The following is a 12,996-nucleotide window of genomic DNA, read 5'->3' on the forward strand; positions in this document are numbered from 1 at the left end:
CCGCCGACCGCCATCGCCCTCGAGCGAGCCCACCGGCGCTCCCTACATCGCGACGCGCACTCAAGCTCACCTGGTCATGTTGACCCTCGAACGTCTCGGCGGCATCGCCAGTCTCGCCCAACTCTACCGCGAGGTGCCGACGCGCGATTGGAAAACGAAGACGCCCACGGCCACCATCCGCCGAATCGTCCAGCTCACCCCGGGCATCTACAAGCTCCGACCCGGCCTCTACGGCTTGGCGAGCCGGCGCTCCGAATTCGAGGCGCAAGGCATCATTGCCGAGACAGCGCGAAACCAGAACTCGCCCGAGCTGCTACAGTTCAACCACTCCTACTACCAGGGTGTGCTGCTGCGCCTCGGCAACTGGAGGGGCTACGAATGCTGGTCCCCCAATCAAGACCGCAACAAGCCGTTCCAAAACACCGCGCTCGGCGCCGTGCGCACGCTGCAGGAGCTGCCTCGATTCTCGCATCAGGAACTTGTTCGCAAGAGTTCCACGGTCGACGTGATTTGGTTCAACCAGCGCCTGATGCCGCAGACGTTCTTCGAAGTGGAACATTCCACCGACATCTACAACTCCCTGCGCAAATTCGCGGAATTCCAGGATTTCAGCTGCGAAATGGTCGTGGTTGCAGACACGAAACGCCGCGCCGAATTCGAGCGAAAGAAGCAGGATACCGCCTTTCGGGACGTGCGGGAACGAGTCGCGTTCCTCTCGTATCGGAAACTCATCACCAGCTACGAGCAGGCCAGCCAAGTATCCGATGGTGAGTTTCAGATCTGACACGCGGCCCCGAATCGAACAAGATTGGGGTCATGCGCCTTCATCTGCTTGGAATAATCCTCCTCGGCACCCTCCTCGGAATCGCTCAGGCGACTGCCGCCGCTCCACTCCGCGTCGCCTGCCTCGGCGACAGCATCACCGAGGGCGCGGGGACGCAGGATCTCGCCCGCGAATCCTATCCGGCGCAGCTCGCCGGCTTGCTCGGCTCCGGCTACGAGGTGCGCAACTTCGGTTGCGGCGGCGCCACGCTGCTCGACATCGGCGACAAGCCCTACCGGTCGCTGCCGCATTTCGCCAAAGCCTGCGCGTTCCAGCCTGAGATCATCGTCATCGGCCTCGGCACGAACGACACCAAGCCGCAGAATTGGCAATACCGCGACCGCTTCGTCGCCAACTACATCTCGCTCATCCGCCAGCTCCGCGAGTTGCCGTCGCATCCGCGCATCCTCATCTGCCGCCCCATGCCCGCCTGGCCACCGAGCGGTTGGGCCATCTCGCCGGAAATCCTCGAGCGCGACCTGCCCGCGTTGATCGCGGAGATTGCCGCCGCGGAGAAAGTCCCCGTCATCGACCTCTTCACCCCGATGCGCGACCAGCACGCCCTCACGCCCGACCACGTCCACCCCAACGCCCAAGGCGCCGCCATTCTCGCGCAAACCGTCGCCGCAGCGATTCGCGGAACCGAGAAACCTTAGACGCCGCGCGGGCCGCGCCTTACTTCCTGCGTTCGGAGCCCGACCCATCCGGCCCCTCCCCCGGAGACGAGGGCTTCTTTTAGAAAATATCCCTTCTCTTTAGTCATTTCGGCGCCCCGCCGTGTCTCAGGGGCATGGCGGATTCATCCCTTTCGGAAAATGCCCCCTGAAACCACCGCAGAAGGCCGCTGGTTTGCTGAAAACCTGCTCGTGCACGAACCGCAGCTGCGCGCGTGGTTGCAGAGCCGCTTCGGCTCAAACGTGCCGGTGAACGACGTCATTCAGGAGGCCTATCTGCGGGTGTTGCGGGCCCGCCAAACCGACGCGGTCAACGCGCCCAAGGCCTTCCTCTTCGCCACCGCGCGCAATCTCGCGCTCAACGCCGCGCGCAGCGCGAAGGTGCGCGGCGAACACGTCTCCGATCCGCTCGATGAAACCGAGTTGCTGGACGAAAGCGCCAACGTGCGCGAAACCGTCGCCCACTACGAGGAACTGGAAATCCTGACCAAGGCGATCCAGTCGCTGCCGGATCGCTGCCGGCAAATTTTCACCCTGCGCAAAGTCTACGGCCTCTCCCAGGCCGACATCGCGCGAAAGCTCGACCTCTCCCCGCGCACCGTGAACGCCCAACTCGCCATCGGACTCAACAAATGCGCGGACTTCGTGGGCAAGTTCTGCGAGAAAGGATCGGCATGAACCCGGCCGAATCGGACCCCGCCGCCGCGCGTCGCCAACGCATTCGCGAAGAGGCCGCGGAGTGGATCATGAAGCGTGACGCCGGCTTCACCGCAGCGGAGCAGGACGCCTTCTTCGAATGGCTGGCGGCCTCCCCGCAACACGCGGAGGCCTACACCACCCTACAAGCTGTCTTCAAACGCATGGACGTGATGGTCGAGTGGCGGCCGCTGCATGCGATCGAGCCGAATCCCGATCTGCTCGCCGCGCCGCCGGCGCGGCCCCATAGCCGCCGCATGCTCGCGTGGCTTGGCGGCATGGCCGCGGTGCTCGCGCTCGGATTCGCCCTCTGGCCCGCCCGCCCGCCCGATTCCTCGCCCGTCCCCGTGCGCCTCGCCGCCGGCGAAGCCGCGTTCTCCTCCGAGCGTCACGCGCTGGAGGACGGCTCCGTCGTCGTGCTCAACCGCGGCGCGCAAGTCGCCGTGCGTTTCGAGCCCAAGCGCCGCGTGCTCGATCTCATCTCCGGCGAAGCTTACTTCCAAGTCGCCGAGGACAAGGCGCGGCCGTTCGTCGTGCGCGTCGGCGGCGTCGCCGTCACAGCGGTTGGCACGGAGTTCAACATCTCTCTCGCCTCGGATCGCCTCGAAGTGCTCGTCACCAAAGGCCGCGTGCGCGTCGACCCGCCGCCCGCGGCCAGCCCCGCACCGAGCGCGGCTCCGGCACCGGCGCTGCTCGAGCGGACGCTCGACGCGGGACAGGGCGTCGTCGTCCCCACCACCGCGCCGGCCACGTCGTGGGCCGTCGAAACCTACACCCCGCAGGTCGTGGAACAAAAGCTCGCCTGGAAAAACGATCTCGTCGATTTCCGGGCCGCGCCGCTGTCCGACGTCATCCTCGAGTTCAACCGCCGCAATCACACGCAACTGGTCATCGGCGACGAGGCGCTCGGCGACGAGCCGATCACCGGCAAAATTCGCCTCGGAAACCTCGATAGTTTTCTCGCGATGCTCGACGTGACGCACCACATCCAGGCCGAGCGCCATGGCACTTCGAAAATCGTGCTGCGTCGCGCGCCGTGAACTCCGTCCACGCTCCCGTCACTCGATGACCACGAACGCACGGGAGGCGCGAACGACAGCGCACCGCAACCGCGTGCCCCACCGTCCCTGTTCTCTCGAATCCACCGTTCTTCCACTGTCATTTAGTCATTCATGATCTTCCAGGTGTCTTGGAGGGCGAACCCCCGCCTTCGTGCGCCTGACTCCGTTATCTTCCCCGTCAGTTGATGCTGTTCCGGCGTCTCGCGCGCTCTCTTTGGCTGCCGCTCCTCGTGCTGCTGCACGTGGTGAGCGCGAGCTTTGCCGCCGCAACGCCGACAATCGATTTTTCCATCCCCGCGGGCCCGGCGCACGAGCGGCTGAAACTCGCCGCGCAGCAAGGCAACGTCGAGGTGTTGATCTCCACCGATGTGCCGGAGTCGGCGACGACCCGCGCGGTGCAAGGGCGTCTGACGCCCCAGGAGGCTTTGGCGCAGATGCTCGCGGACACCCCGTTCGCGGCCGTCCCGGTTAGCGGCGGCCAAGCGTTCGGCATCCTCCGCAAATCGCCGCGCCCCGCCCCGCGAAGCGACGGCGGCACCAATCAATCCGGCTCCTCTACCCAACCCCTTTCTTCGATGGAAACCTCAGCCGCGACCCCGCGGAAAACCTGGCTCTCGGCTGCGCTCGGCGCGGTCGCCTCATTTGCCTTCGCCGCTCCGCCTCCGCTCTCCGCGCAGGAAAAAGCCGCCGAAACCGTCGTGACGCTCAACCCGTTCGAGGTGCGCGCCGCCGGCGAAACCAATCTGTGGACCGTCAACCAATCCTCCGGCGGCACCCGCGTCGCGGTGCCGATCAAGGAACTGCCCTTCTCGCTCGATGTGCTGACGACGCGTTTCATGGACGACTTCATCGTCAGTGATCTCGGCGAGGTGCTCTCGCAGGTCGGCAACGTCTCCGGCCTGGAGTCCTACACCGGCGCCGGCTCCGGCAACTCCATCCGCGGCTTCTCCCAATACTACCAGCTCCGCAACGGCTTTTATCGCAACGGCGTCATCGACAAGACGCTCGTCTCCCGCGTCGAGGTCATCAAAGGCCCCTACGCCGCCATCTACGGCCGCGGCGAGCCCGGCGGCGTGATCAACTACATCTCGAAGCGCCCGGTCTTCGGCCAGAACTCCGGCAAGGCGCTCATCGAGGTCGGCGAGAACCGCACCAGCCGCGTCCAGCTCGAGCACAACCTCGCCCTCGGTCGCCGCACCGCGCTCCTGCTCGCCGGCTCCTACGCCGAGCGCGATTTCGACCAGATGTTCACCTTCGAGCGCACACGCAACTTCGGCGCCGTGCTGCGCACGCTCCTCACCGATCGCACCGAGCTGCTCCTCGAACACGAGCACATGTTCCGCCGCAACAACCGCGGCCGCCCCGTCATCGACGTCCGCATCGACGGCCTCGATCCCACCGACGGCACGCGCAACAAATACACCGGCGCGTTCGCCTACGACTTCATGGCCAAATACGGCTGGGTGAACACCCTCGGCCCCACGACCTACAGCGACCGCCAGCTCGACACCGTCAACCTCACGCTCATCCACCAGTTCTCCAGCGACGTGAGCCTTCGCGTCGCCTACAACGACTCGCGGACCACGCAGGACTACGACTACACGGCCTTCGGTGGCTCCACGATTCTCGTCAACCCGACCACCCGCGAGTTCACGCGTTGGAACACCGTCGCCTCGCCCTTCTGGCGCCAGCTGCCATCCGACGTGAAAAACCTCCAAGCCGACCTCACGGTGAACTTCGAGACCGGCCCCGTGAAGCACTCCACGCTGTTCACCTTCGACTACTCGAACCAGATCGACGGCCGCATCTCCGAACGCGCCGCCCGCGGCGTCGCCACCGATGTCCACACCGTCACCTACACCGGCGCCGTGCCCAACTACACCAACGACACCGGCTCGCTCCACGGCCCGCGCACCAGCCCGATCCCGGCGTTCAACACCTCCATCAGCCGCTGGGCCACGCCGCAGTATTACACCTGGCTCCAGGAAAACCGCAGCCTCGACTACGACATCTCCGGCGTGTTCCTGATGCACCGCGCGCGCTTCCTCAACGACAAGATCCTCGCCATGGCCGGCGGTCGCTACGACACCGCCAAGACCGTCATCACCGATCGCCTCAGCCCCGACAAAACCACCGTCACCGGCCGCACGCAGTCCAAGGTCGACGATTTCACCTACAACGTCGGCCTGAACTACTACGCCACGCCCAAGACCGTCCTCTACGGCTCGCACTCCACCTCGTTCAACCCGAAGGGTGACGTCTACTCGCACACCGGCGAACCGATGCCCAACGAACGCGGCGACGGCTGGGAGGTCGGCTTCCGCACGCAACTGCTCCAGGAGCGATTCGACGTCGGCGCGAGCTACTTCCACATCGAGCGCCAGAACGTCCGCATCGCGAATCCCGACTTCGACAGCGCCGTCGACAATCCCGCGCAGAAACCGCAATTCATCGCCGGCGGTCTCGACCGCTCGAAGGGCTACGAAGTCTACGCCAACGGCAAAGTCACCGACGCGCTCTCGCTCCGCGTCTCGCTCGGCACCGTCGACGCCAAACACGTCAAGAGCCTCGACGCGTGGAAGGAAGGCCTGCACCTCGTCCGCACGCCCGAGTGGAACTACGCCGTCGGCGCCAACTACCGCGTGCGCACCGGTCCGCTGAAAGGCCTCAGCCTGAACGCCGCCTATCGGGCCCAGAGCAGCTATCGCCTCATGGACCAAACGCCGTCCGCGACCGACCTGCGCACCAACCTGCGCGCGGAGGAAGGTGGCATTCTCGACCTCGCCGCCGGCTACAACTGGAAAACCGGCACCCGCCTGAAGCACACGATCCGCTTCGCCGTGAAAAACGCCCTCGACGACATCTTCATCGAAGGCAGCGGCTACTTCACCCTCGGCCGCCAGTTCACCAGTTCCTACACGCTCGAATACTGAGCCGCCCGCTTGCCTACTGGTAGGGCGTGCAACGCGAAGCGTCAGCCAGCCAGCGTCCTCGGTGAGCCGCGGCTCGGCCAAGGTGGTCGCCGCTGTCTCCAGCGGCGACAAGGCGCACGCACCGCTCGTCAACCACCGCCGCGCTTCCGCGACTCCAGACCCGACCGTCGACCCTCTTCGCATGAACCACCCGCTCCTCCACCTTCTGTTCCTGTGCTTCGTCGCAGTCGCAACTCTTCGCGGCACCGAGTCCCGCGAATCTCCCGACGCCACCGAATCCAAAGCGCCCGCCGAGCCACCCGGCTTGGTCTGGCACCGCGCCACCGACTGGGGCGTCGAAGGCCGCGCGCTGCCCGAGGCGAAACGTCTCCGCTGGTTCGACCGCCTGCCCGCCGACGCGCAAGGCCGCGTCACCGAGAAAGTCTGGACGCTCAGCCGCGACAGCGCGGGCATGCTCGTGCGCTTCCGCACTGACGCGACGACACTGTGGGTCGACTACACGTTGCTGCGCGGTCCCAACGCCGGCGCCAACCAGACCGCGATCGGTGCCAGCGGCGGCGACCTCTATGCCCGCGACGACTCCGGTCGCTGGCGCTGGGTCGGCGTCACGCGGCCCAGCTCGCAACACGTCCGCCAGGAACTCGTCAGCGGCCTCGCGCCCGGCTCGCGCGAATACGCGCTCTACTTGCCGCTCCGCAACGGCGTGGAAGAACTCACCATCGGCGTCCCACCCGAAGCGAAGTTCGAAGGCCTGCCGCCGCGCACGGCCAAGCCCGTCGTTTTCTACGGCACCTCCATCACGCACGGCGCCAGCGCTTCGCGGCCGGGCATGACGCACGTCGCGATCCTCGGCCGGCGCCTCGACCGCCCGGTGATGAACTTCGGCTTCTCCGGCAACGGCCACATGGACGCCGCCGTCGGCGAGGTCCTCACGCAGATCGACGCGGCGATCTACGTCATCGACTGCCTGCCGAACATGAACCCGGCCTCCGTCCGCGAGAAATGTCCGCCGCTCGTCCGCCAGCTCCGCGCCGCGCGCCCGGACACGCCCATCGTGCTCGTCGAGGATCGCCGCAAACCCAACGTCTGGCTCCTGCCCGCGCGCGACCGTTTCCACTCCGACAACCACGCCGCGCTGCGCGAGTGCTTCGTCGCGCTCCAACGCGAAGGCATTGCCGGTCTCCACTATCTGCCCGGCGATGCGCTGCTCGGCGACGACAGCGAAGCCACCACCGACGGCTCGCATCCGAGCGATCTCGGTTTCGTTCGCCAGGCCGACGTTTTCGAACCGGTCCTGCGAAAAATTCTCGGCCCGTAGTCCGCGCCCCCGGTCTGGCGGCGACCGTTCCCCGCCGTCTCCAACCCCAAACCCCGATCCCCATGAACCTCCGCGTTCTGTTCCGTTCGCTCCTCGCCGCCGGCTCGCTGGGCGGCAGCGCCCTCCACGGCGCCACTGGCAATCCGTGGTTCGACGACTTCGTCGCCTACGACAACGCCAAGGGCTCCGCCTACACCGCGCGCACCGACGCCGCCTACCTCGCGTGGCAGGAAAGCTACATGCTGCGCAGCTATCTCAACCTCTACGAAGTGTCGCAGGACACCGCGTGGCTGACCAAGTTCACCAACCACGTCGACACGGTGCTCACCGCCGCGGTCGACCACGACGGTGACGGCTACCGCGACTGGACCACCGCGCGCTATTCGCCGAACCTCGCGCTCAACCCCGGCTTCGAGACCGCCGACGCCGGCGACCCGACGCTGCCGGCCAACTGGACCCGCAGCGGCTCGACCGCCACGACCGCGTTTCGCACGAACGCCTCCGGCGCTTACGTGCCGGGCAACGCCTGCTCGGGCCTCACCTGGGGCGCGGAGCTGATCACCGCCGGCGCCACCCTGCAGCGGCTCTACCACGACATCCCGACCTACCTGCCCAATCACCGTTACGAACTCGCCTTCTCGGCCAAGAACGGCGGCAGCGTCGCCGCGCGCGCGTTCGTCTACGATCGCACCACGAGCACCGTGCTCGGCAGCGCCTTTGCCAACTCCACCAGCTGGAAAAGTTACGCCGTCGAGTTCGTCATGCCCGCCGCCGGCCACGACGTCGAAATCTGGCTGAGCCACGCCACCACCACGACGAGCGGCGACACGGTGTTTTTCGACAACATGCGCGTCTCACCGTTCTTCGCCTATCACGTCGTCGACGGCATGATCGGCACGCCGATCGCCGCGTTCGTCCGTCTTGTGAATCAAAACGCGACCGCGCTCGCCTCGTTTCAAACCCAGGCGAACGGCTATCGCACCTTCCTCGAAAACCACGTGATCGCGAAGTGGGAGGATCCCGCCGGCTTCTACGGCAACACCTGGGTGAACGTCTCCGCCACCGAGGGCTATTACCAGGAACCGACCGGCTACGACACTTTCTCGTCCAACACGTCGTTCAGTCCCCTGCCACACAACCAATCCTTCGCGCTGCTCGGCGTGCAGAGCATCCTCCACGACGTGAACGGCAACACGGCTTACCGCCAAAAGGCCGACCAGTGCGCGACGTTCTTCGCCAACCTGCTCACGATGCAGGGCAGCGCCTACCTGTGGCGCTACGGCACGCACACCGGCGCGAAAATCGAGGACGCATCCCACGCCAACGTCGATTTGGAGTTCATCACTTCGCTCCACCGCGGCGGCCACGTCTTCACCGGCGCGGACCTGACGAAATTCACCGCCACGCTCACCGGCTATGTGTGGAACGGCTCCACCACCGCGCCGTTGCTGCACAACCTCGTCAACGGCACCCAAGGCTCCTATTGCACGGACTACGATTTCTCCCGCGAGATGTGGGGCTGGGTGCCGCTCGCGCAGTTCGACCCGATGGCGTGGTATATCGGCGCCGCGCAATACGCCGCCACCGCGCCCTCCGACCCGAGCGAGGCCGCCACGCTCTCCGAACTCATCAAGTGGGACCCCGTCAAGCTGACCAACCAGGGCTTCGAACTCGCCTCCGCCACCGACCCGACGCTGCCCGCCCGCTGGAGTCGCGTGCTCTCCACTCTCACGACGGCCTACCGCGACGGCGCGAACGCCCGCCGCGGTGCCTATGGCCTGACGCTCGTCGCGAACGGCACGCAGTGGCAGAAACTGAAGCAGCCCTGGACCGACTACGTGGCTGGCGCGACGTATGTCGTGACGCTCGACGCCAAGGTCGACAGCTCCGGCGCCGACGGGCGCGTCTGGATCGTGAACGAAACCGCCGGCACCACCATCGCCAGCTACAACATCACGAGCACGACCTGGACGACGCATTCCTTCAACTTCACCGCCCCCGCCAACGGCACGGACGTTGTCTCCATTCTCCTCGGCCACCGCGACTACACCGTCACCGGCGGCCAGGCGCACTACGACAACGTGTCGATCAAGCGCTCGGGCGATGCTTGGTAGCAAAACGGGCGAGCCCTTGGGGGCTCGACCGGTAGGCGAGGGTGCTCCGGCTGGGGCCGGGGCACCCTTTCGGCCCGCCCGCCACGACCCATTTCACGCGCCTCCGTCAACGGCGCGTGCTGCCGTCGCCCGCCCGCCGGCGAACGGAGTCCGGCGCAGCCTCTCCCTTTCGGCGAGAGGCGCGCTCCAACTAGGCTCTCAGGTCTTCGCCCGCGCGTGCCACGCCGCGAGCACTGCGGCTTCCTTGTCGGCCTTGAGACCGGCCTTCGGTTTCGCGCGCCGGTCGTCGGGCAGCGACTTCCAGAACGCGAGCGTGTCCGCAGCCGTCACCGCGAGCGGACGGAAGGTCAGGCCGGCGGCCACGGACTTCTGCCAGCTCATGCGATGGAAGCCGACCGTCTCGCCCTGACCCGGCACCCAGACGGTAAGCTCGCCCCACGCCTGCACTTTCTGCTGCTCGATAAAATCAGCCGTCACGTGCGTGAAACGCGCGTTGCCGCCCACCGCCGCGCGCACGCCGTGCAGCATCGCGCCGGTCGAGAGCTCGTAGTCGGGACCGTTGCCGTTGAAGGCGCCGAACGCGCGCTGCTCCACCAGCCGCACCATCCACTCGGCGAGGTCGCGGGCGTCGATCAGCTGCACCGGGTCGTCCGCCGGGGGCGCGAGCACTTCCCCGCCCTGCGCGATGCGCACCGGCCAGTAGGTGAAGCGGTCGGTGTCGTCGCCGGGTCCGACGATCAACGTCGGTCGCACGATCGTCGTGATGCCCGGGAACCATTTTTCCGCCTCGGCTTCGCAACCGGCCTTCATCGGGCCGTAGAGGTTCATGTTCGCGAGCAGCGTGGCCCGCGTCTCCTTCATGAGGTCGGGACCGGTGTATTTCGCGAGCGGCGCGGTCTCGTCCATGCCGGCCTTCGCGGTGTCGGCGTAGGCGGAAAGCGACGAGACATAGACGTATTGCTTCACCTTCCCCTGTAAAACACGGCCAGCGTCGCGCACCCAATACGGCACGCTCGTCGGGTTGTCGATGCACGCATCCCACTCGCGGCCCTCGAGCGACTTCAGGTCGCCGGTCTCGCGATCGCCGGTCAGTTCCTCGACCTCCGCCGGCCATTCCTTCGGGCGGCGGCCGCGATTGAAGAGCGTGAGCTTGTGCCCGCGCGCGAGCGCGTAGCGCACCTGATGCGGCCCGATGAAACCCGTGCCGCCGAGGATGAGGATGTTCAACGGCTTCGCCGCGCGCTCGATGCCGCTGAGCGGATCGATGTGCACCGGCTTCGGTTTCGGCGCGGGCGCGGCGGTCTGCGCGGTGGCGCGGTTGAGGAGCGTGGCGGCGCCGGCGAGCGCGCCGAGTTTGAGCATGTCGCGACGATTCATGGGGGTAGTGACGCCACTGTGCGCAACCCGCCGCTCACGCCAACGCGAATCCGGCGAGGAGTCTTCAACCTCCGACGAACGCTGCGCGGCGCGCGACGGCGCGACCGTCGTCGCAGCCCGCTCGACTTCGCCGGCCGGCGCAACAAGCTCCGCGACTTCACGCCATGAAACTACCCCGTCTGCTCGCCACGCTCGCGCTGAGCGTCTCTTCGCTGTGCGCCTTCGCCCTCGCCGCCAACGCCGACTTCGACCGCTGGGCCGAGTCGTTCGCCACCGACTGGGTGCGCGCCAACCCCACTTTCTCCACGATCCAGCAATATCTCCCCGCCGCCGAACAGGACACGCTCGACCGCCAGCTCACGCCGAACACGAAGGAATACCGCGCCGGCCGCGTCGCCGCCGCCAAGGCCGCGCTGGCCGAACTGGCGAAATTCGATCGCGCCACGCTCAGCGCCGACCAGCGCACGTCGGCCGCTACGATCGAATGGTCGCTGCGCGGCATCGTGGAGAGCGAGCCGTTCGCCGACTACAACTTCGTCTTCAACCAATTCGGCGGCCTGCACGTGAACACGGTCAACTTCCTCACGCAGGCCCACCCGATCCGCAACCAGCGCGACGTTGAAAACTACCTCGCGCGCCTCGCGCTCGTCGCCGGCCGCATCGACGAGGGCGTCGCACAGGCGAAGGACGCCGCCGCGCGCGGCCTGCTCATGCCGGACTTCATCACGAAGTCCACGCTCGGGCAGTTCGAGCGCTTCCTCGCCGGCACGCCGCGCGAAAACCGTTTCGTCGCCTCGCTCGACGAACGCGCCGCGAACTTGAAGGACGTAACCGCCGAGGAGCGCGCGCAATTCGTCGCCGCCGCCGAGAAAATCACCGCGGAGCAAATCATCCCGGCGTTCCGCCGCGCCCAAGCTCTGCTGCAAGAACAGTTGCCACATACCACGAGCGACGCCGGCCTCTGGCGCCTGCCGGGCGGCGACAAAGCCTACGCGAACGCCCTGAAGCGCTTCACGACCACCGACCTGACCGCCGAGCAAATCCACCAGCTCGGCCTGCGCGAGGTCGCGCGCATCGAAAAGGAGATGGACGGCTACTTCCGCCAGCTCGGCTACAACGACGGCTCGATCAAGGAGCGCATGGAAAAACTGGAGCACGACCGCCAGCCGACGGAGGCCGACCCGCGCCCGATGATGCTCGCGAAATTCGAGTCGATCCTCCGCGACGCCGAACAGCGCGCAAAGCTCGTCTTCGACCTCACACCGAAGGCCCCCGTCGTCGTGAAACGCGAGCCGCCGTTCACCGAAAAAACCGCCGCCGCCCACTACACCGGCCCCGCGAAGGACGGCTCGCGCCCCGGCATCTTCTGGGCGCCGCTGCCCGGCCCGACCTTCGAAATCGCGACCATGCGCACGCTCGTCTACCACGAGGGCGTCCCCGGCCACCATTTCCAGATCGCGCTCCAGCGCGAGACCGAGGGCCTGCCGCGCTACCGCCGCGACGGCGTATTCAGCGGCGGGTCCGCCTACGCCGAGGGCTGGGCGCTCTACGCCGAGCAACTCGCCGCAGAAAACAACTGGTATGAAGGCGACGTTGTCGGCCGCCTTGGCCAGCTCGACGACGAGCTGTTCCGCGCGCGCCGCCTCGTCGTCGACACCGGCCTCCACGCCTTCAAGTGGACGCGCCAGCAGGCGATCGACTACGGCATCAAGGCCTCCGAGGTGGAGCGCTACGTGATGAATCCCGGCCAAGCCTGCGCCTACAAGATCGGCATGCTGAAAATCCTCGAGCTGCGCGGCCAGGCGCAGCAGGCGCTCGGGCCGAAGTTCGAGATCAAGAAGTTCCACAACCTCGTCCTCCAAACTGGCAACGTCCCGCTCGCCGTGCTCGAACAGGTCGTGAACGAGTGGGTCGCCGCGCAGAAGTAAGCGACGCGACTCGGATTGCCTTCGTGCACGCTCAACCACGCGCGCCGTAGTGTCAGTCGTCACGCCGGTTCC

Annotated in this window: 9 protein-coding genes; 8 read left to right on the forward strand and 1 reads right to left on the reverse strand. The window is 66.7% G+C overall.

Going from position 1 to position 12,996, the window contains the following annotated elements; translation table 11 throughout:
* Positions 1 to 76 precede the first annotated feature (76 nt).
* The 7 genes from HZA32_07605 (at position 77) to HZA32_07635 (ending at position 9,619) form a co-directional block, all read left to right on the forward strand.
* A complete protein-coding gene (locus tag HZA32_07605; protein MBI5423938.1) occupies positions 77 to 784 on the forward strand; it encodes a hypothetical protein in 708 nt (235 codons plus the stop codon).
* 32 nt (positions 785 to 816) lie between these two features.
* Entirely contained in the window at positions 817 to 1,479 is a 663-nt protein-coding gene (locus HZA32_07610) for a sialate O-acetylesterase (GenBank protein MBI5423939.1), read from the forward strand.
* Between the two features lie 159 nt (positions 1,480 to 1,638).
* Complete coding sequence (locus HZA32_07615; protein ID MBI5423940.1) at positions 1,639 to 2,175, forward strand: sigma-70 family RNA polymerase sigma factor; 537 nt, start codon at positions 1,639 to 1,641, stop codon at positions 2,173 to 2,175.
* Positions 2,172 to 3,233 carry a FecR domain-containing protein gene (locus HZA32_07620; protein MBI5423941.1) on the forward strand — a complete coding sequence of 354 codons (1,062 nt, stop codon included), beginning with the start codon at positions 2,172 to 2,174 and terminating at the stop codon, positions 3,231 to 3,233. Before HZA32_07615 ends, HZA32_07620 begins: the two co-directional genes overlap by 4 nt.
* Positions 3,234 to 3,439: 206 nt before the next feature.
* Positions 3,440 to 6,187: a TonB-dependent receptor gene (locus tag HZA32_07625; GenBank protein MBI5423942.1), complete on the forward strand. Its 2,748-nt coding sequence runs from the start codon at positions 3,440 to 3,442 to the stop codon at positions 6,185 to 6,187.
* 181 nt (positions 6,188 to 6,368) lie between these two features.
* Positions 6,369 to 7,505: an SGNH/GDSL hydrolase family protein gene (locus HZA32_07630; GenBank protein MBI5423943.1), complete on the forward strand. Its 1,137-nt coding sequence runs from the start codon at positions 6,369 to 6,371 to the stop codon at positions 7,503 to 7,505.
* Positions 7,506 to 7,567: 62 nt separating this feature from the next.
* On the forward strand, positions 7,568 to 9,619 hold the full coding sequence (locus HZA32_07635) for a hypothetical protein (GenBank protein ID MBI5423944.1): 2,052 nt from the start codon (positions 7,568 to 7,570) through the stop codon (positions 9,617 to 9,619).
* A gap of 198 nt (positions 9,620 to 9,817) precedes the next feature.
* Here the strand turns inward: HZA32_07635 and HZA32_07640 are convergent, their stop codons facing one another.
* The gene (locus HZA32_07640; protein MBI5423945.1) at positions 9,818 to 10,996 is read right to left on the reverse strand and encodes an epimerase; all 1,179 of its coding nucleotides are present in this window, start codon (positions 10,994 to 10,996) and stop codon (positions 9,818 to 9,820) included.
* Between the two features lie 164 nt (positions 10,997 to 11,160).
* Here HZA32_07640 and HZA32_07645 point away from each other — a divergent pair, with 164 nt between their 5' ends.
* Positions 11,161 to 12,924, forward strand: a complete 1,764-nt coding sequence (locus HZA32_07645; protein ID MBI5423946.1) for a DUF885 domain-containing protein — start codon at positions 11,161 to 11,163, stop codon at positions 12,922 to 12,924.
* Positions 12,925 to 12,996 lie beyond the last annotated feature (72 nt).

The sequence above is a fragment of the Opitutia bacterium genome, assembly GCA_016217545.1.
GTDB lineage: Bacteria > Verrucomicrobiota > Verrucomicrobiia > Opitutales > Opitutaceae > Didemnitutus.

Coding starts and splice junctions, on each gene's coding strand:
- HZA32_07605 (MBI5423938.1), top strand. CDS start 77: ATGTTGACCCTCGAACGTCTCGGCGGCATCGCCAGTCTCGCCCAACTC.
- HZA32_07610 (MBI5423939.1), top strand. CDS start 817: ATGCGCCTTCATCTGCTTGGAATAATCCTCCTCGGCACCCTCCTCGGA.
- HZA32_07615 (MBI5423940.1), top strand. CDS start 1,639: ATGCCCCCTGAAACCACCGCAGAAGGCCGCTGGTTTGCTGAAAACCTG.
- HZA32_07620 (MBI5423941.1), top strand. CDS start 2,172: ATGAACCCGGCCGAATCGGACCCCGCCGCCGCGCGTCGCCAACGCATT.
- HZA32_07625 (MBI5423942.1), top strand. CDS start 3,440: ATGCTGTTCCGGCGTCTCGCGCGCTCTCTTTGGCTGCCGCTCCTCGTG.
- HZA32_07630 (MBI5423943.1), top strand. CDS start 6,369: ATGAACCACCCGCTCCTCCACCTTCTGTTCCTGTGCTTCGTCGCAGTC.
- HZA32_07635 (MBI5423944.1), top strand. CDS start 7,568: ATGAACCTCCGCGTTCTGTTCCGTTCGCTCCTCGCCGCCGGCTCGCTG.
- HZA32_07640 (MBI5423945.1), bottom strand. CDS start 10,996: ATGAATCGTCGCGACATGCTCAAACTCGGCGCGCTCGCCGGCGCCGCC.
- HZA32_07645 (MBI5423946.1), top strand. CDS start 11,161: ATGAAACTACCCCGTCTGCTCGCCACGCTCGCGCTGAGCGTCTCTTCG.